At 33.0% G+C, this 22,549-nt stretch carries 6 protein-coding genes; all 6 read right to left on the minus strand.

The features are described from left to right. Positions 1-121: 121 nt before the first annotated feature. Positions 122-1,687 carry a DUF2207 domain-containing protein gene (locus BEE63_RS05555; RefSeq protein WP_066020433.1) on the minus strand — a complete coding sequence of 522 codons (1,566 nt, stop codon included), beginning with the start codon at positions 1,685-1,687 and terminating at the stop codon, positions 122-124. A gap of 285 nt (positions 1,688-1,972) precedes the next feature. Beyond that, on the minus strand, positions 1,973-3,145 hold the full coding sequence (locus tag BEE63_RS05560) for an aminotransferase class I/II-fold pyridoxal phosphate-dependent enzyme (RefSeq protein ID WP_066020434.1): 1,173 nt from the start codon (positions 3,143-3,145) through the stop codon (positions 1,973-1,975). A 34-nt stretch (positions 3,146-3,179) separates the two neighbouring features. Next, positions 3,180-3,929 (minus strand): YwqG family protein, encoded by a 750-nt coding sequence (locus tag BEE63_RS05565; protein WP_242874699.1) that lies wholly within the window; start codon positions 3,927-3,929, stop codon positions 3,180-3,182. Between the two features lie 162 nt (positions 3,930-4,091). Continuing rightward, the gene (locus BEE63_RS05570; RefSeq protein WP_066020435.1) at positions 4,092-5,210 is read right to left on the minus strand and encodes a ribose-phosphate pyrophosphokinase; all 1,119 of its coding nucleotides are present in this window, start codon (positions 5,208-5,210) and stop codon (positions 4,092-4,094) included. Between the two features lie 123 nt (positions 5,211-5,333). Further along, positions 5,334-7,052 (minus strand): sensor domain-containing diguanylate cyclase, encoded by a 1,719-nt coding sequence (locus tag BEE63_RS05575; protein WP_066020436.1) that lies wholly within the window; start codon positions 7,050-7,052, stop codon positions 5,334-5,336. A 266-nt stretch (positions 7,053-7,318) separates the two neighbouring features. Further along, positions 7,319-22,435 carry a fibronectin type III domain-containing protein gene (locus BEE63_RS05580; protein ID WP_066020437.1) on the minus strand — a complete coding sequence of 5,039 codons (15,117 nt, stop codon included), beginning with the start codon at positions 22,433-22,435 and terminating at the stop codon, positions 7,319-7,321. Between the last annotated feature and the right edge of the window lie 114 nt (positions 22,436-22,549).

A 22,549-nucleotide genomic window follows, 5' to 3' on the forward strand; every position in this document is an offset into this window, starting at 1 on the left:
TCTCTTTTTATATTTTTGCCATAAACTATATATTTTAATTATACCACTAAAAAGTTAGCAAGGTTAATTTTACTAAAATGGAACTTCATAAGCTAAGACTTTCCTATTATTAATAAATCTTTTAAAAGGCACTTCCACCGCCTCCACCACCAAATCCATCTCCACTTCCACCTGAAAAATCACCACTAGAACTGCTATTATTTATACCTGACGAATAGTTTTCTGAAAAATCTTTACTATAATCAGTGGCGTAATAGCTTAAAAACCAATAACTCATAAAAATACTGCTACTTCCTAAAGAATCATTAATATCCTCAAAAATATTCTCACTGCATTCTAATGATATAGCATATGGAAGAACTTTATCTTCAATATTTTGCTTTTTATCCACTTCAATGTCCTTATAATCCTCTAAATATCTTTTATATGCTCTCCATTTTTGTTCTTCGTTTTTATATTCATTCGTCAATATTCTTTTACCAACTATTACAGTATAAAATCCAAGTTTTTCAGCCTCTTCCAAAACACTATCTTCAAAATCATAATATTCATCTCTAAACTCACGACTCTTAGCTTCTTCTTTTAAGTATTTTAACCTAATAACACCTTTTTTATCATACATCTTAAGCCATTTAATCAAAAATTTCTCATATGGTTTAATATTCATTTGATCATAACCTTCATTTATCTTAAAAGCTACAGCATCATAATCCTTATTTTTAAAACTATCCTGAAGAAATGTTATTATCCCTCTATTGGCTAAATCAAGTATTGTAGCTAATAAATCCTTTATTTCAATTTCACCATCTAAAAGTACACTTACTAAGGCTGGAGAAAGATTATCTGGCAGTTCAAAACAATACTTATCATAAAAAAATACATTTCCGTCTCTGTATTCTTTTATTGCCTTCTTTCTTTTCTTACGCCTCATATATATTAAAGTAATTACTAATAAAATTCCTACTACAACAATTGCTATATTCCTTTTTTCCTTTCTATCCTCATTTTCATAATAAGCTTGTCTTTTCATGTTGATTTTCTTAGAGGTATTAACCCAGCTCAGGGGAAAATCTACTTCTGATCCTATAACTTCATCCTTATCAACATTATTAAGCTCAAACTGCAACTTACCATCAGAGTTAAGTTTCGCTGTTCCCCTTTCAGGTCCTTCTCCATAATATTTAACCTTGTTAGTAATTTTATTTGGCAAACTTACATAAACTGTTATATTATCAGTTTTAACATCATCTTCATTCTTATAAAAAACCCACTTAAGTTCACCTACATCAGAAAATTTAGTAATAACATTTTTTAAAGTATACCTTATTACAAAAGCTTTTTTTTCATTATTACTTTTACTATATATTTTTATTTTAGTACTATCCGAATTTTTAGTTACTTCTGGAGCTACATCCTCTTCTTCACCATTGCTCAAAACTTCAGTTGAAATATTAGAAATACCACTGGAACCATTAGTCTTTATATCCCTTTTCATTCCATTAAAAGCACCATTAAATACATAATTATGTATCTCCTCAACATCCATATCTCCATTCGCTTTAACATCAGCATTTATAACTATACTAGAAATATAATAGTTTTCGGAAGCCTTTGCACTCTGTGGCATTACATATGAAAATAATAATATTAAAATACAAAATATAATTGCTTTTTTTAATTTATTCAAAAAATCACCCTTTTTATATTTATAAAGTACTGTCTCATTCGAAATATATTATGCTATTTTTCGTAGTGAAGCGGAGAAAAATTCACCTTGCCTTTATTCTAAGGGAAGTAATAGTATTTTGGAAACAGTTTAAATAAAACTCAATAAGACTTTGCCCGAAATAATGAAAAGACTTAGAGATTTTAATTTGTTTGAGCTTTTTTTCAGCGAGTTATTAAAATTTCTTAGTATTTTCTTTATTTAGGACTTAGTCTTATGAGTTCTATTTAATGTTTCAAAATACTATTACTTCTCAATATTAAGTATGCCGCTTTTTTCTATATTTTCTATAGCTTTTAAAATTTTATCGTCACTTTGAACAAGCGCAATTCTAACGAATCCTTCCCCTTCATCTCCAAAGCTACTTCCTGGAACTACTATAACTCCTGTCTTTTCCATCAAATCCATAGTGAATTCTACGGAGTTCTCATATTTATCAGGTATTTTTGCCCATACAAACATGCTGCCTGCCGTCATATCAACCTTCCACCCAATTTTATTGAATCCATTTATCAGCAAATTTCTTCTACTTTCATATGTATTTCTGACAACCTTAACATACTCTTGAGATCCTGTTAAAGCTTTTACAGCAGCCTTTTGAAATGGCAAAAACATACCATAATCCACATGTGATTTTAGTATTTTTATCTGATTTATAATATATTTATTTCCAACTGCAAATGCAATTCTGCATCCAGGTATGCTGTAGGTTTTTGAAAGGGAGTTAAATTCTATTCCAACATCCTTAGCCCCTTGTACACTTAAAAAGCTTTCTCCAACTTTTCCATCGAATACAAGCTCACTATAAGCATTATCATGAAGCACAGCAATGTCATATTTTTTTGCAAATGCAACCAATTTTCCATAGAACCATCTAGGAGCCGTTGATGCTGTTGGATTATTAGGATATGAAACCACCATAAGTTTTGCCCTTTTAGCTATGTCCTCATCTATACTGTCAAAATCTATTAAAAAATTATTTTTCTTTAATAATGGCATTTTATGTATTTCTGCACCTGCAAGATACGGTCCAACAGAAAAAATGGGATATCCTGGATCTTGTGTTAAAACAACATCTCCTGGATCTATCATAGATAAAGCAACCTCCGCAAATCCACTTTGAGAACCTAATAGTGATGTAATCTCATTTCTATTTAATTGAACCTTATAGCGCCTTTTATACCAAGTTATAACTGCATCAATCAATTCATCACTGTCGCTTATAGCATATTTATAATTTTCTATCTTACTAACTTCACTTTTAAGCTCCTCAACAACATTTTCGTCTGGTGGTATATCAGGTGTTCCCACACTAAAATCAATAACCTCTCTGCCCCTTGAAATTAAGTCTAATTTTTTTTCTTTAAGCTCCGTAAATATAGCTGAAGATAAATTTGTCATTTTTTTTGAACATTTCATTTCATATTTGCCCCCCATATAAATTTATATTTTATTAACAGCAATCCCAGGTATAATAAACCTTTGAAAAATCTCTTTTAATCAAATCTTCACTTGATATAAAGAAATTGGCTATTCCAGAATCACCAAACATAATATCGCACTCACTATCTATATCTAATTGAAGTAGTAATACATCATATTTATTATTTTCTCTTGGATCGTACTGCGTAAAACCAGGATATCCACCAACTCTATTTCCTGATCCTTCAAATACATCATAACTTTCTTTTTCCTGCTTTTCTGTAAATTTAACATTTTTAAATATTTCATTAAACATATTATCATCAATAGAAACAGGCATTTCTCTTGCTTCAAAATTCATTTTACCTTCTCTCTCATAAGGTGGATAAAAATCATCATCTTGAATTGTAGGTATCACTTTTGAAAGTTTAGTCTCATCCTTCTCTACTTTTTCAATATACCTAACAAGAAATCCATCATCCTCATCTAAACCATAAACATCATTAGCCTTAACATAAAATTGAATAAGTCCGCTTTTAGGAAAATCTTTTATACCTGATATATCTTCTAAATTAATCTGTGCAAGAAAAAAATAAGGTTTGTCCTCATTATCTCTTGGATACTCATCTTCACTTTTAAGATAAGGACATCCACCTAGCTTACTATCCCATGGCAAAGTTTCTTGAGCCTTATATGTAATTTCATTTGAAACTTTTATTGTCGGTAAAATTATGTTTTCAAATTCATTAAATGTTTCTGGTATACTAAATTTCTTCATCATTTGTACCATCCCCCTCAATTACCTGTAATAATATATATTTTAACATTTTACCTACTAGATTAAAATTATCTTCCATAAATTATTTTGTATATAAATAATTATAACCCCAAATTATAAAATTTCTTAGTATTTTATAATCTGGGGTTATAATATTACTTAGCTTTATTTCCTATTGTTTAAAAGTTCATGAAGTATATAAGTTGCATCCATGAATTTTGCAATAGATAAATCTCTATTTAATTTATTTATTATTATTGATACTAAATCTGACATATCAACTTCTCTAAACCATTCAGCTTTTTTAAGTTCAGGTGGTATATAAGTTAAATTAGTTGAATAAACTCTAGCTAATGTACCATCTTCATAATATTTTTGAAATTTTTCTAGTCCCTCTGTGAAAAATGCAAAGGTAGTTGCAACATAGATATTTCTTGCCTTTCTCTTTTTCAATTCCTTGGCTATATCAAGAACTGATTCTCCAGAAGCAATCATATCATCAACTATTAAAACATCTTGATTTTCTACATCTCTTCCCATATACTCATGTTTAACTATAGGATTTTTTCCATTTATAACAGTTGAACGATCTCTTCTCTTATAGAACATTCCAACATCTACACCTAAAACACTTGAATAATATATAGCTCTATCCATAGCACCTGTATCAGGACTTATAACAAGCATATTATCCTTATTTTTTATCTTTATGTCTTTTTCTTCTGTAAGAATTGTCTTAACTATATCGTATGTAGGGTACAAGTTTTCAAATGACATCAAAGGAATTGCATTTTGAACATTTGGATCATGTGCATCAAATGTAAGTACTTCCTGTACTCCTAATCTCTCTAATTCTTGAAGTGCCAATGCACAATCTAAAGATTCTCTACCTTTTCTTCTGTGCTGTCTTGATTCATATAAAAGAGGCATTATTACAGTTATTCTTTTTGCTTTACCTCTTATAGCTGATACTGTTCTTTTAATATCTTGAAAATGTTCATCAGGACCTTTATGATTTTCTATTCCGAACATATTATATGTACAACTATAGTTTCCTATATCGCAAAGTATGTAAATGTCCTTACCTCTAACGGACTTAGGCAGTTTAACCTTACCTTCTCCATTGGAAAAACGTATTTCTTGAGTAGGTACTAAAAAAGATTCTTCTGTTCCTCTTTTTAGTTTAATATGTTCATCAATTTTTTCGCCTAGTTCTTTACAACTTTCTAAGGCTATTATACCAAGCTCACCGTTGGTATTATTAAGATTTTGACTTGTATTCATATCCATCCTCCAAAATTTTATATTCCTTAATTAATTCTAGATATTCAGCTTCAGTATGTCAATAGTTATTCATTTACAATGCATAAATAATTTTATCACATAGTAAAACGCCATCAAAATAATCTAGTAAATTTCAATTCTATTTCTTCCCTTTTCCTTAGCAGAATATAACATTTTATCGGCTTTACCTACACATTCTCTTTTTTCATATCCTTTATTTTCATATACCCCGCCGCTTATTGTTACTTTAATATTTTCTTCTAAAAATAAATTTTCTACATCTTCCCTAATCTTCTCAGCTATTACAATAGCTTTTTCTTCTTTAGTATTAGGCAAAATCACAATAAACTCTTCTCCTCCATATCTTCCAGCACAATCTTCAATTCCCAAATCATTCCTTATTATATCACTTATACAAACTAAAACCTTATCTCCTACTAAATGTCCGTAAGTATCATTAATAATTTTAAAATAATCTATATCAAACATAAGCACAGTAAATATTATGCCATTGTCTATATAATTTCTTATAACCTCGTCTAACATCTCCTCAATATAATTTCTATTATATAACCCAGTAAGAGGATCCTTTATAGATTTTTCGTACATGATTTTATTTTCAATTTTTAACTTTTCAGTTTTTATAATTTGGTTTGAATATTTAAATGTAAGTAGATACGTTTCTATAAGTGCAAACGCAAACATGTATATTTGAAAAATATATTTTCCATATATAATACCGTTATTTACAAGCATATCATTTATACATCCCAATATTAATATACTAAGTGCTAGAATCGAAATGACACTTTCTTTTACCTTTTTTATTACACACATTATCAAGAATACTAATATAGCACATATAATTATACCTGATATAATTTGACCTAAAATGGACAATCTATCATAAAATGTATTATTGGTGATAATACAAATAAAGGCAAAGACAGCTGAAAATATTGTTGAAACATAAACTATTTTTTTAGGAAAATCATGAAATATCTCTCTTAAAAATAAAGCATATATGGGTATCCACAAATAATATGTTAACGCTGCCGTCTTACTCAATACTTCAAAAGGCATATTAGGAAATAAATGAATAACTATTCTCTCATTTAAAAATAGACATCTAAATTGTATAAATATACATAATATTGAAAAATATAATGATGATTTATCGCTTTTTACTTTTTTAGATATTAATAAAAACATCAATTCTACAATTAGTAAACCACCAAATACTATTAAATCGATAGAACTATTTAGTATATATTCATTCATAATCTCATCTTTAAGACCAAATTTAATAGCTTTAATAGTAGGGAAAATTTCTCTATATGCTGATGTTTGAATAACTACATCTATGATACCATTTTGAGCTGTAAAATAATAATATTCTGGTAGATATATGGCCTTTTCGCTACTGAAATTTTCCCCGACCTTTCCAACTTGACCTTGAAGCACACCATTAACCCATACTTTTGAAGCCGAAAACATTTGGTCGATTCTAATGCCATAAACCACATTGTCTTGTGCATATATTTTAAAATGCAACGTCATATACTTATTACTTTTTCCATTCAACCACTTTTTTAAATTTCCTGGTACTGTCAAATATTTATTTGATCTCTTATTTTTTAATTGTTCTGGAGTTAAAATACTATTGTAATATAGTTCCCATTGCCCCTGTAAGTTCACAACACCATTCTTATTAAAATCATATTTCTTTAAGTTTATGCTTCCTTTATAAGCTGCAACATTATCATTTTTATTTGAGTATGATATAAAAAGCACACAGCAAACTAAAAAAATCAGGCTAACTAACAACAAACGCTTTTTCATATAAAGCTGCACCTCACAATAATAATAAATAATAATATACTAAAATAGTATATTATTATTTAAGAAATATCAATAAAATATATATAAATTATTTTTAATAACTTTATACTATAAAAAAGGTTTTAAATTAAATGTACTGTACCATAAAACATTCCTGTAAAATACGAACTGCCGACAGTAAAAGCATTGCAGCGAACAAAAAAGACAGTACCCAATATGAATTTCTTCATATTAAGGAACTGCCTTCTTTAATTATTTTCTAATTTTTATTTACTTGAGTTGGCTTTCATAACAGCATATACACAATTCTTATCTTGTGCATCTACAATTCCATCTCCATTTACATCAGGTTTATATTTTCCCCATTGGTCAGAAGTTTTTCCTATACAATTTTTTACTGCGATATAATCTTGCATGTCAACTTTTCCATCTCCATTTACATCGCAATTTACGGTATTAAATGTCTGTCCAGAATATGTTGCATTGTAACTTTGTCCATCCATATTCCAAACGCTTCCACCTAATATATTTATATCTCCTTTTCCAATATTTGTTTTAGCCTTAAATGTTAACTTTATAATTTTATTATCACCATTTAGAGCTTTATCTCCTGCATTTTCTCCATCTATTGTGATTTTACCTGCATTAGACGCATCCACAGAATCTATAGTAAATAAACCTGTATCTGCCGATTCTGCTTTAACATAATCAAATAAATTTGAATCATATTTTACAGTTAAGCCCTGTATAATAGATATGTCTATTGCATTTTTAAATCCAATAGTTACTGTAAATGTATCTCCTGCATTTACTATATTATTATTATCTACATTTATTATATTATCAGTTTCAACATCCATAATAGGAGCTGGCATTACCTTTGCACTAATTGCATCACTCCACTCACCTACTGCACTGGATATTTTTGCCCTTACTCTAAAGCTATAGCTTGTATTAGCATCTAATCCCTCTGCTGTATAACTTGTGTTATTGCCGGCATCTATTACCTTTCCATTTACTTCTATATCATATCCTGTTACATCATTTACTGCATTCCATGTAACTTTTATTGATGTATAAGTTGAAGTGCTTGATACACCACTTACCTTATCAATAGGCAATGTAGCTTTAGTAATTACATCACTCCAGTCACCTGTTGTATCAGAGCATTTTGCTCTTACTCTAAATGTATGACTTGAGTTTACATCTAAACCATCTGCTGTATAACTTGTACCGCTAATATCATTTATTTGTTTTCCATCTAACTCTACATCATATCCTGTTGCTCCTGCAACTGCATTCCAACTGTAGTTTATTGATGTATGTGTTGCTGCTGTCTGTACGTCATTTGATGATATTACTGCTAAAGTTGTTTTAGTTAAAGTGTCACTCCAGTCAGCCATATTATCAGCAGATTTTGCTCTTACTCTAAATGTGTGTTTTGTTCCCGCATCTAATCCTACTGCTGTATAACTTGTGTTATTTCCATTACCTATTACTTTTCCATCTATTTCTACATCATAACCTGCTGCTCCTACGACTGCATTCCAACTGTAGTTTATTGATGATGCGCTTACTGAAGTTGTTATACCTGTTGATGGTATTACCGCTAGTATAGTCTTAGATACTTTATCGCTCCACTCTCCTTTTGTATCTATTGTCTTTGCTCTTACTCTAAATTCATGAGTTGTTCCTGCTTGAAGTCCATCTACTTCATAACTTGTATTACTACTATTGTCTATAGGTTTTCCATCAAATTCTACATCATATCCTGTTGCTCCTGTTACTGCTTTCCAACTATATTTTATTGATGTTGCACCTACTGAAGTTGTTATATCATCTGTAGATATTACTCCTAATGTTGTCTTAGATACTTCGTCGCTCCAGTCTGCTGTTGTATCTGCTGTCTTTGCTCTTACCATAAACTTATGAGTTGTTCCTGCTTGAAGTCCATCTGCTTCGTAACTTGTACCAGTAATTCCGGTTACTACATTTCCATCAAATTCCACATCATAACTTACTGCTCCAGTTACTACTTCCCATGTTAATTTTATTGAACTGTCTGTTACTGATGCCTGTATCTTATCTGATGGTACCTTTTCTAAGGTTGTCTTAGTTATTACGTCGCTCCAATCTCCTTCTCCTTTTGCTGTCTTTGCTCTTACTCTAAATTTATGAGTTGTTCCTGCTTCAAAATTTACAGCTTCATATGATGTAACATCTTTAACGTCTACAACATTTCCGTCTATTTCTACATCATAACCTTCTGCTCCTTTTGCCACATCCCAGCTAAGTTTTACGCTAGTTCCTGTTACAGATGTTGTTATACCACTTACAGGTATTACCCCTAAAGTTGTTTTCGTTATAGTGCTGCTCCATTCTCCTGTTGTATCAGAAGATTTTGCTCTTACCCTATAAGTATGAGTTATTCCTGCATCTAATCCATCTGATTCGTATACTGTACTTGTTCCATTGTCTATTGTCTTTCCGTCTACTTCTACATCGTAACCTGATGCTCCATTTACTGGTGTCCATGATAATTTTACTGAACTATCTGTTGATGAAGCTGTTACATTGCCTATTACTGCCAAAGTTGTTCTTGTTACAATTTCACTCCAGTCAGCTGTTCCCTTATCTGTCTTTGCTCTTACTCTAAATTTATGAGTTGTTCCAGCTTGAAGATTTATAGCTTCATATGATGCAGCATTTCCAGCATCTACTGTACTTCCATCTATTTCCACATCATAGCCTACTGCTCCATTAACTGGTGCCCATGTAAGTTTTACCGTAGTATCTGTTACAACTGTTGTTATACCGCTTACAGGTATAACACTTAATTCAGTTTTTACTATTGGTTCACTCCATTGTCCTGTTGTATCAACAGATTTTGCTCTTACTCTGCAAGTATAAGTTACACCTGCAATTAAATTTTTTGCTTCATAACTTGTACTGTTAGCATTATCTATAATCTGTCCATTTATTTCTACATCATAACCAGCTGCTCCTTCTACAGGTGCCCACGATAATTTTATGCCAGTATCGGTATTTACTAAGGTTATACCATCCTTTGGTATCATACCTATTGGTGTCCTGGTTATAAACTGACTCCAATCTCCTGCTGCCTTAGCTGTCTTTGCTCTTACTCTAAATTTATGAGCTACTCCTGCCTCTAGGCCTGCTGCTTCATATGATGTATTACTACCAGCATCCATAACTTTTCCATCTACTTCTACTTCGTAGCCCGTTGCTCCATCTACTGCAGCCCATGTAAGTTTAACTGTATTATCTGTTACAGCTGTTGTTATGCCACCTACTGGTATAACATTTAATGTAGTCTTTACAATTGGATCACTCCATTCTCCTGTTGTATCAGAAGATTTCGCCCTTACTCTATACGTATGAGTTACTCCTGCAGTTAATCCAGTTGCTTCATATACTGTACTGTTGCCATTATCTATTGTTACTCCATCTACTTCTACATCGTAGCCTGCTGCGCCTTTTACTGCATCCCAAGTAAGTTTTACTGAAGATGCTGTTACATTTGATATAACTTTATCTGATGGTATTACTGCTAATGTAGTTCTTGTTATTATGTCACTCCAATCGCCTGAACCATTACCTACTTTTGCTCTTACTCTAAATTTATGAACTGTTCCTTCTTCAAGTCCTACAGCTTCATATGATGTACTGCTGCCAGCATCTACTACTTTGCCATCTACTTCTACATCATATCCTACTGCTCCTGTTATTGCAGCCCAAGTAAGTTTTACACTAGTTCCTGCTACTGATGTTGTTACATTACTTACTGGTATTTGAGATAATGTTGCCTTTACAATTGTGTCACTCCATATACCTGTCGTATCAGAAGATTTTGCTCTTACTCTATAAGTGTGTACTGTTCCTGTTGCAAGTCCTGTAGCTTCATATACTGTACTGTTTCCATTGTCAATTGTTACTCCATCTACTTCTACATCATATCCTGTTGCATTACTAACTGCATCCCAAGTAAGCTTTATTGAGGTATCTGTTGCTGTTACTGTAATTTTATCTGCTGGCACTACAAATAATGTTGTTTTTGCTATGACTTCACTCCAATTACTTACAGTATCTGAAGTTTTTCCTCTTACTCTAAATTTGTGTACAGTTCCTGGCTTAAGTCCATCTAATTCGTAATAAGTTTTATCACCATTATCTATTACTGCTGTACCATCTATCTCAACATCATAACCTGTTGCTCCCTTTACTGCAGTCCAGTCTAATCTTATTGAAGTATCCGTAACAGTTGTCTTTACACTTCCCATAGATATTTGTGCTAAAGTTGTCTTTACTATTGCTGTGCTCCAATCTCCTGCACCATTTCCAACTTTGGCTCTTATTCTAAATGTATGAGAAGTTCCAGCTTCAAAGCCACTCCCTGTATAAGAAGTGCTATTACCATTATCTACTGGATTTCCATCTACTTCTACATCATAACCTGTTGCTCCGTCTATTGCCTTCCATGTGAGTTTTACAGTTGATTCTGTAACATTTGCTGTTATATCACTTAATGATGGTGAAGATAAAGTTACTTTATTTATAGGTGCACTCCATTCTCCTATCCCTTCATCTGCTTTTGCTCTTATCCTGAATACATGATTTGTACCTACTGTTAACCCATCCACTTCATAACTTGTGTTATTTCCAGCATCTATTACATTGCCATCTACTTCTATATCATAACCTGCTGCGCCTGTTACTGCACCCCAAGTTAATTTTACTGATGTACCTGTTGCTATTGCTGTTACACCACTTGCTGATACTGAATCTAAAGTAGTTTCCTTTACAGTTTCGCTCCAGTCACCTATGCCAGTATCAGTCTTACCTCTTATTCTATAAGTGTGAGTTACTCCTGCTTTAAGTCCTGTAGCTTCATATACTGTACCATCACCATTATCTATTACCTTGCCATCTACTTCTACATCATAGCCTGTTGCTCCATTTAATGCCTTCCAGCTTAATTTTATTGTAGAATCTGTTACAACTGCTGTAATATCATTTTCTGTTAGTACAGCTATTGTCGTTTTGTGTATTAAGTCACTCCATTCTCCAAATCCATCTTTTGTCTTTGGTCTTATTCTATAAGAATGAGTTATTCCAGGCTTAAGTCCTGTAGCTTCATACACTGTACTTCTTCCATTATCTACTGTTTGACCATCTACTTCTACATCATAACCTGTTGCTCCATCTACTGGTTGCCATTCAAGTTTTACTGATGTATCTGTAACTGAAGATGCTACATCATTTGCTGGTATTACTGAGAGTGTTGTCTTTTTAATTTCATCACTCCAGTTTCCTATTGTATCTGAAGTTTTTGGTCTTATTCTATAAGTGTGAGTTACTCCTACATCTAGACCTGTTGCTACATATACTGTACTGTTTCCGTTGTCTATTGTCTTTCCATCTACCTCTACATCATAGCCCGATGCACCTGTTACTGCACTCCAAGTTAATTTAACTGATGTGCCTGTAACTTCTGATACTACACCGCTGCTAGGTATTGTAGCTAAAGTTGTTTTATTGATATTTTCACTCCAGTCAGCTGAACCACTTTTTACTTTTGCTCTTATTCTAAATACATGAGTTACTCCAGTACTTAGACCTGATGCTGTATATGCTGTGTTATTTCCATTATCTACTTGTTTTCCATCTACTTCTACATCATAACCTGTTGCTCCAGCTACTGGTTTCCATGTAAGTTTTACTGTAGAATCAGTTATTTCTGCTGTTACATCATTTGATGTTATTACATCTAAAGTAGTCTTCGTTATTACGTCACTAAAGTTTCCAATAGTATCAGAAGTTTTTGGTCTTATTCTATAAGTATGTGTTACTCCATTAACAAGACCTGTAGCTTCATATACTGTACTATTTCCATTGTCTACTATTTTTCCATCTACTTCTACATCATAACCTGTCGCACCAGCTACGGCATTCCAGCTTAATTTTACTGACGTTCCTGTTGAAACTGATGTTACACCACTTGTAGGTATTACTGACAAAATAGTTTTTGTTACTATTTCACTCCAATCGCCTGCTCCATCCACTGTCTTTGGTCTTATTCTAATACTATAAACTGAACCAGCTTGAAGATTTAATGCAGAATAACTTGTATTGTTACCATTATCTATTGTCTGTCCATTTATTTCTACATCATAGCCTGTTGCCCCTGCTACTGGTGTCCAGCTTAAATTTATTGTAGAATCTGTAGCTTCTGCTGTAATACTATTTTTACTTATTGGAGATAATATAATTTTACTTATTGGATTACTCCATTCACCTACTCCATTATCTGTTTTCGGTCTAACCCTATAAGTGTGTTTTGTTCCCGGTTTTATATCCTCTGCTGTATAAGTCGTATTACTTCCATTGTCTACTATTGTTCCATCTACCTCTACATCATAACCTGTTGCTCCATTTACCGGATTCCAGCTTAATTTTATTGATGTTCCTGTTACTTCTGCTGTTACGCTGGTAGGTAGTAACGGAGATAATGTTGTTTTAACAATTGGATCACTAAAGCTTCCTACTGTATCTGCATTTTTGGCTCTTATTCTATACGTATGTGTTACTCCAGTAGCAAGTCCAGTCACTACATAGCTTGTACTACTTCCATTGTCTATTACATTGCCATCTACCTCTACATCATAACCTGTTGCCCCTGTTACTGCTGCCCAAGTTATTTTTATAGTAGTATCAGTTGCTTTTGCCGTTATACTATTCTTATCTATAGCACCTATCGTAGTTTTAGTTATTATGTCACTAAATTTTCCTTCTCCATTTGCACATTTAGCTCGTACTCTAAATTTATAAGTTGTGCCTGCTGGCAAATCTTTTAATTCATAGCTTGTATTATTACCATTATCGATGATGTTTCCATTTACCTCTACATCATAACCTGTTGCTCCCGTTACTGCATTCCAGCTTAACTTTATTGATGTTCCTGTTACTTCTGTTGTTATATTAACAGGAGATAATGTAGCTAATATAGTTTTAGTAATTGTTCCGCTGAAACTTCCTATTGTATCCGCATTTTTTGCCCTGATTCTATAGGTATGTGTTGTTCCAGTTTCTAGCTTTTCTGCAGTATATACCGTACTGCTTCCATTATCTATAGTATTTCCATCTACTTCTACTTCATAACCAGTTGCTCCTGCTACTGCATTCCAGCTTAATTTTATCGATGTATCTGTTACTTCTGTTGTTACACCATTAACATCTATTACGCCTATTGCAGTTTTAATTATTGAATCACTGAAATTTCCTAGTGTATCTGCTGTCTTTGGTCTTATTCTATACACATGAGTTGTTCCTGGTATTAATTGTAGTGATGTATAACTTGTATTGTTTCCATTATCTATTATTGTGCCATCTACTTCTACATCATAGCCCGTTGCACCAGTTATTGCATTCCAACTTAATTTTATTGATGTTCCCGTTACTTCTGCTGTTACACCACTAGTTGGAATTACACCTAATGTTGTCTTAACAACTGATGAGCTCCAATCGCCTGTTCCATCTAAAGTTATTACCCTTACTCTATAAGTATGAGTTGTTCCTGGTTGTAGATCATTTGATGTATAACTTGTACTGTTTCCATTATCTATTACTTTTCCATCTACTTCTACTTCATATTTAACAGCTCCACCTACTGCATCCCAATTAAGAGTTATTGATGTTCCTGCTGTACTTGATTTTATATTTACTACTTCTCCTAGTGTTTGTTTACTTACTAATGTACTCCAATCACCAATTCCATATGAATTTTTTGCTCTTACTCTGTAAGTATTAGCTGTTCCTGGTGCTAATCCATCAACTTCATAACTTGTGTTGTTTCCATTATCTATTGTTTTTCCATCTATTTCTATATCATAACCTACTGCGCCATCAACTTTGTCCCATGATATATTCATTGATGTACTTGTAACTTTTGATGTTATATTACCCATATTACCTGGAGTAATTACTGTAATTAAGTTTGTCCATGCTCCAACTCCACTTTGTGTTCTAAGCCTTACTCTATAAGTATGTGTTGAGCCTGCTGCTAATCCTGTTGATGTATAACTTATATCAGTACCGTTATCTATTATTTTTCCATCTACTTCTATATCGTAGCCTACTACACCTCTAATTGGTCCCCACTGTACTTTTATAGTTGTACCTGTTACATCTATAACCTTAAATCCATCAGGAACTTTAGTTTGATCCTTTGAATTAGGGAATATTGGTATTGATAATTTTCTAAGGTACGGATAAGCTTTATCAATTGCCCATGTAAATACAAATTCCCAATCTAAGAAAGTATTCTTATTAAATAAATCATTTGTAGCTTTTGCTTCATCTGTAGGTGTTTTTATTCCTGAGGCTGTGCTATCAAAATAACTTCTAGTAATTGTTGCTCCTCCTGCAGAAATTCCACCTAAATTTGAACCTGCATCTACTACTTTTCCTGCTGAATAACAAGTTTTTATAGTTGTAGCTCCATTACCAGTTCCATGTATTCCTCCTATATAGTCGGTTCCACTTACATCTCCTAAATTAAAGCTATCTTGAATTGTACTTGAATCAGAATATCCAACAAGTCCTCCTATGTTTTTAACACCTTTTATAGTTCCTGTTGAATAGCATTGAGAAACTTGTCCATTTAAATAGCCTGTAAGCCCTCCTACATTATTAGCTGAATTTGAAGTTACATTTCCATTACTATACGAACCTGTTATATTTCCTTTAATGCTTCCTGCAAGTCCTCCTACGTAATTTCCATCAGAACTTACATCTCCCTCAGTGTAGCAATTTGTTATATTTCCATTACTGAGACTTCCTATAAGTCCTCCAACATAATCCTTCGTGCCAATTACTCTTGCAGTTGAAGATGAGTTACTTATATTAAGCCCGGATGCTGCTCCTACTAAGCTTCCTACATAACCTCCACCTTCTATGTTTCCATCAATAACAATACAATTATCGATAACACTTTTTCCTGAAACATTGGCTGCTAAAGCACCTACATAGTCTCCAGCTAAAATGTTTGTATTTTTCATAACAACATTCTTTATTTCTGCTGAACCACCAACATATCCAAAAAATCCACATGCATCTGTGTTACCTTTATTCATAGAAAGATTTTTTATTGAATATCCGTCTCCGTCAAAACTTCCTGTAAATTGCGCATTGCTATTTCCTATTGGTGTCCAATCTACTCCTGAAAGATCAATATCATTTCCAAGCTTGTAATGTGCTGTCAAATCATATTTCATATTTTCAAGCTGCTCTACCGTAGTTATAATATAAGGATCTTCTGCTGTTCCTTTTCCTTTTGCAGCATTTTTATCTGTTACCGTTACACAATCCGGTTTATTTATAGTCTTTAAATAAGGATAAGATTTTCCTTCATCTATACCCCAAGTATTTATGAACTCCCAGTTTTGAAATGTATCTTTTGATTCCATTTCATTGGTTAATTTACTTGCATCATTACCATTTTGTGGAATATAGCCACTTGCCATTCCATCATAATAACTTTTGACAACTGTACTTCCATTTCCTTCTATTCCACCTACATAACTTCCTGATGCAGTTATTTTACCAGTTGAATAACAATATTGTATTGTTCCACTTCCATTTCCTTGCAATCCACCTACACATGAATGTCCACTAACAGAAGACATACTAAAACTATTTTGGATTGTAGTGGAAGGAGAATATCCTGTAAGTCCTCCAACATCATCAACTAATGCTGTTACACTTCCAGTTGTATAACACTGATCAATTGTACCAGAAGACATATAACCTACCAGTCCACCAACATATGATCCCTTTGATTTATCACTATTTCCTTTTGCATTGACGTCATTAGTTGTATAACATCTTGTTATAGTACCTGAAAAACTTCCTACCAAACCTCCAATGTCATTTCCATTTTTTGATATTACATTACCAGTAGCATAACAATTTGATATTATACTTCCAGTTCCATCAATTTGTCCAACAATACCGCCTACGTTATCACCATTTACTGTTTTACCACTTGGATCAACTTCATCAGTTATATTTACCTTTACTGAAGAATTTGAGTTAGTTATAGTAAGGCTATTTCCGTATCCTACTAAACCTCCAGTAGATCCATAAGCTGTAATTATTCCATCAGCTGAACAGTTATCAATTACACTTTTACTTGTATCTGAATTTAAAACATATCCTGCCAATGCTCCTGTATAGTTTCTTCCAATTATATTAACGTTTTTAAGTTTTAGATTTATTATCTTTCCACCAGTTACATATCCAAATAGTCCAGTTGCACTATTTTCATTTTGCAATCTGTTCATAGAAAGATTTTCTATAGAGTATCCATTTCCATCTAAAGTTCCTGTAAATGCTACATTACTGTTAATCCCTATTGGTGTCCAATTTATTCCCTTAAGGTCTATATCATTTCCAAGTTTGTAGTATGCTCCAGGATCACATTGTATATTTTCAAGTTGCTCTACTGTTTTTATAATATATGGATCGCTAGCCGTTCCTTTACCTCCTGCAACTTCTCCTGTAGGAAGTCCTTTAGCTACTCCATCTGGTTTAGCTAGAACTTTTAGATAAGGATATGAACTTCCTTCATCTATTGCCCATATATTTATAAATTCCCACTTTAAGAAATTACTCTTCTGTTTCATTGATGATGTTATTCTACTTATGTCATTAGCATTTTGTGGCATATACCCACTTGATATTCCATCATAATAACTGTTGTCTATTGTTCCACCTGCTCCTGTTATTCCACCTACATATTTTCCTGATGCAGTTATTTTACCCGATGAATAACAATGTGATATATTTTCAGTTGTATTTTTGTATCCCAGCAAACCGCCTACATATGAAGCTCCACTAACTGGCGCCAAACTAAAACTATCGCAAACTTTACCTGAATTCATATATCCGATAAGTCCGCCTACAAAATTTGATGTTGATGTTACACTTCCTGCCGCATAGCACTCACTAATACTTCCATTAATATATCCAGCAAGTCCTCCTGCGTTTTTACCATTTGAATTAACATTATTAGTTGTATAACATTGTGTTATGTTGCCGTTAATATATCCAACAAGTCCTCCTGTTGAGTTTCCAGTTTTAGATGTTATATCTCCAGTTGCATATGAATTTGTAATATCTCCTGTAATACCACCTGCAATACCACCTACATTATCACCATTGATGCCATCGCCATTTACTATTGTCATTTTAACTGAGGAACCTGAGTTATTTATATTTATTTTGCTTCCATCGCCAGATGTTCCTCCAACTAATCCACCGCTATTACCATAAGCCGTAATTATTCCGCTAGAATAACAATTATCAATTGTACTTACTCCCATTGCATTTCCTACTAATGCTCCGGTATAATTACCACTTGTTATGTTTACATTCTCTAATTTTAGATTTTTTATAGTTGCTCCACTTATATAACCAAATAACCCAATTCCACTTACACCCAATTTCTTTATGCTAAGATTTTTTATTGAATGTCCATTTCCATCAAATACCCCTGTAAATGGAACCGTACTATTAACCCCTACAGGTTCCCAATCGATGCCCTGTAAATCTATGTCATTTGCCAATTTATAATATGCTCCAAGATCATTTTTCATATTTTGAAGCTGCTGTGCGGTACTTATAATATAAGGATCATTTGCTGTCCCCTTTCCGCCTGCAACCTCTCCTGTAGGAAGTCCTTCTGTTACTCCACTAGGCTTAGTTACACCTATTAGATAAGGATAGGACATTCCTTCATCTATTGCCCAAATATTTATGAATTCCCAGTTTACAAACGTACCCTGTTCCTTCATTGCTGTAGTTAGTCTCGCTACATCAGGTGGATTTTCGGGTGAATACTCACTTGATATTGAATCATAATAACTATTCGTTATAATCGTTGGTGTACCTGATAATCCACCTAAATTACCTGATGATACTACTTTACCTGCAGAATAACAATTTTTTATTGTAGCATCCCCATACCAATATTCAGTTACCCAAGAGTAATTATAATCATATCCATGATCACCAACAGTATTTGTACTACCTTCATCGAAACCCTGTATTCCACCTACGTAATTTCTTCCTTGAACTAATTTTAAATTAAAACAATTCTCTATACTATTAAGTGTACTTATGTTATAAGCTGCATAGGAATATCCAACTAATCCCCCAACATTATCTAATGATGCTATAACTACACCTACTGCATATGATTGATATACATGCCCATGTAACCATCCTGCTAGTCCTCCTACATAACTTCCTTGAGATTTTACATTATTATCAACATAACTTTTTGTTATATCTCCGGTTAGTACGCCAACTAACCCTCCTACATAATCTCCACTCTTAGATATTACGTCTCCAGTTACATATGAACCTGTTATATTTCCTGTAAGTTCTCCAGCAAGGCCTCCAATTCTCTGTCCAGTATCAGTCTTCTGTCCCACAATTGGATCAATTCCTGAAACTGAAACACTGGAAGAAGAGTTGTTTATGTTTGTTTCATTATTGCCTTGTCCTATTAATCCTCCCGTATACACATATCCATAAATGGTTCCAGATGCAGAACAATTATCTATAGTACTATTTTCACTATAACCTGCTATAGCTCCTGTATGATTTCCACCTATGAGATTTACATTTTCCAGTTTTAGATTTTTTATAGTTGCACCTTTTAATCTTCCAAATAAACCTGTTATATCAGTTCCAAGCCTATTCATAGAAAGATTTTTTATTGAATGTCCATTTCCATCTAAAGTCCCTGTAAACTCACAACCTGCAATTTCTCCTATTGGACTCCATTTAACTCCTGTAAGATCAATATCATTTCCAAGCTTATAGTGACCACCTAAATTATATTTTATATTTTGCAATTGCTCCACGGTATTTATAATATAAGGATCACTCTCTGTACCTTTACCAGTTAAAACTTGTCCATTAGCTAACCCATCAGGTTTTTTTACATTCTTTAAATATGGGTATGACTTTCCTTCATCTATTGCCCATGTATTTATGAATTCCCAGCCTTCAAAGTTTTGCTGTTCTCTCATTGCTGTAGTTATTCTACTATTAATAGCATCGTTACTATTTTGAGGTGCGCAGCCACTTACAATTCCATCATAATAACAATGATTTACTGTGTAATTTGACCCCGTAATTCCTCCAATATTTGAAGTTCCTGTTAGCTTTCCAGCTGCATAACAATTTTGTATTGTAGTACTTCCACTGCCTTGAATTCCTCCGACAAATGAATTACCACTAACTTGTGATATACTGAAACTATTTTGTATAGTACCAGATGCTGCATAGCCAACAATTCCTCCTATATTATCTGTTCCACCTATATTACCTGTTGAGTAACACTGATCAATTGTTCCTTGAAAATTTCCTGAAATTCCTCCTACATTTTTTTGGCTTGAAGTTACATTATTAGTTGTATAACATTTTGATATGCTTCCACTTGACCATCCTACAAGCGCTCCCGTATTGTTTCCACTTTTTGATATTACAGTTCCAGTTGCATATGAATCTGAGATATTTCCTTCAAGTGCTCCTATAATACCTCCTACATCGTCTCCTGAACCTGTCACATTTACACTAGAACGCGAATTAGTTATGTTCAATATATTTGTACTTCCATCCATATATGCATATCCAACTAATCCTCCAGTACATCTATAACCTACAATAGTTCCATTGGCATAACAGTTATCTATTGTACTTGTAATTTTTCCACCAATTACATTTCCCGTAATTGCTCCAGTATAATTTCCACCTATTATGTTTACATTATTTATACTTAGATTCTTTATCGTTGCACCACTTATACATCCAAACAATCCACTTAAATCAGTACCTAGTCTGTTCATAGAAATGTTTTTTATTGAATGTCCATCTCCATCTAATACTCCTGTAAATGGTACATTATTATTTCCTATTGGTGTCCAATTTATACTACTTAAATCGATGTCATTTGCCAGTTTATAATACGCGGTAAGATTATAATTCATATTTTTAAGTTGCTGAACATTACTTATTATATATGGATTATTTTGTGTTCCACTGCCACTCGTTTCTCCTTCTGATGGAAGTCCTTTCGTTACTCCATCTGGCTTTTTAACATTTCTTAGATATGGATACGATTTTCCTTCGTCTATCGCCCATGTATCCAAAAACTCCCAGTTATTAAAAGTACTTTGCATTTCCATTGAAGTTGTAGATCTACTTGCATCATAGGTATTTTGTGGTACATATCCGGCCGCTGTTCCATCATAATAACTATCAGTTACAGTTTCATTTGTACCCGTAAGTCCACCAGCGTTTCCGCTTGATGCAGTTATCTTTCCAGCAGAGTAACTATCTTTCACAGTACTGCCAGATGCATTACCATTAATTCCACCTACATATGAAGCTCCACTTACTGGTGCTAAATTAAAGCTATTCTGTACAGTAGTTGAATTAATGCTTCCTGCAAGTCCTCCTACATAACTTCCAGTAGATGTCACACTTCCTGCTACATAAGATTCATCAATTATTCCTTGATGCCATCCTGCAAGTCCTCCTGTATAATTCCCACTAGAGCTTATATTGTTAGTTGTATAACATTTAGTTATATCTCCAGTTAACCATCCTACAAGTCCTCCAGTGCTGCTTCCGCTTTTGGATATTACATCTGAAATGGCATAACTATTTGTTATATTCCCTGTAAGGCTTCCTACAATACCACCTTCATTATCTCCAGATGCATTAACAGTTACAGCAGAATATGAATTATTTATCTTTAATCCACTTGCTGTTCCTATTAATCCTCCTGCATTAGAATTTGCAAATATCTTTCCATCAGCTGAACAATTATCTACGGTACTTGTACCTGTAACACTTGCTGCTATTGCTCCTGTACAATTTCCGCCGATAACGTTTACGCCTTTTACGTTAAGGTTCTTTATTACACCATTACTTACATACCCAAACAATCCATTTCCTTCAACATTTAATTTATTTATTGAAAGATTTTTTATGGTATGTCCATTTCCATCCAGCACACCACTAAACTTTGTTGAACTAGTGCCTATAGGTGTCCATTCACTACTTTGCAGATCAATATCACTGCCAAGTTTATAACTTGCTGATAAATTACTGCTCATTTCTTGAAGTTGTGCTTTTGATGTTATCACATAAGGATCATTTATTGTACCTGTTCCCGTGCCAGAAAAAGCATACACTCTATTTGAACCAAACACCAGAAAAGAAATAGCTGCCAGTAACGGCATTATAAAGAACCAAAAAGATTGGCTTTTTTTAGTTCTTTTAGGCATATTTTTCACCCCCATTTTTGCCTAACATATATTTTTTTGTAATTTTACAATATATATTGTAAATAATTACACTTATATTGTAATTGTTTTTTTTATGATTGTAAACATTTTTTT

This window comes from Clostridium pasteurianum (assembly GCF_001705235.1).
GTDB lineage: Bacteria > Bacillota > Clostridia > Clostridiales > Clostridiaceae > Clostridium_S > Clostridium_S pasteurianum_A.

Excerpts from the sequence above, each read along its gene's own strand:
- BEE63_RS05560 (WP_066020434.1), bottom strand. The coding sequence starts at position 3,145 with ATGAAATGTTCAAAAAAAATGACAAATTTATCTTCAGCTATATTTACG.
- BEE63_RS05565 (WP_242874699.1), bottom strand. The coding sequence starts at position 3,929 with ATGATGAAGAAATTTAGTATACCAGAAACATTTAATGAATTTGAAAAC.
- BEE63_RS05570 (WP_066020435.1), bottom strand. The coding sequence starts at position 5,210 with ATGAATACAAGTCAAAATCTTAATAATACCAACGGTGAGCTTGGTATA.
- BEE63_RS05575 (WP_066020436.1), bottom strand. The coding sequence starts at position 7,052 with ATGAAAAAGCGTTTGTTGTTAGTTAGCCTGATTTTTTTAGTTTGCTGT.
- BEE63_RS05580 (WP_066020437.1), bottom strand. The coding sequence starts at position 22,435 with ATGCCTAAAAGAACTAAAAAAAGCCAATCTTTTTGGTTCTTTATAATG.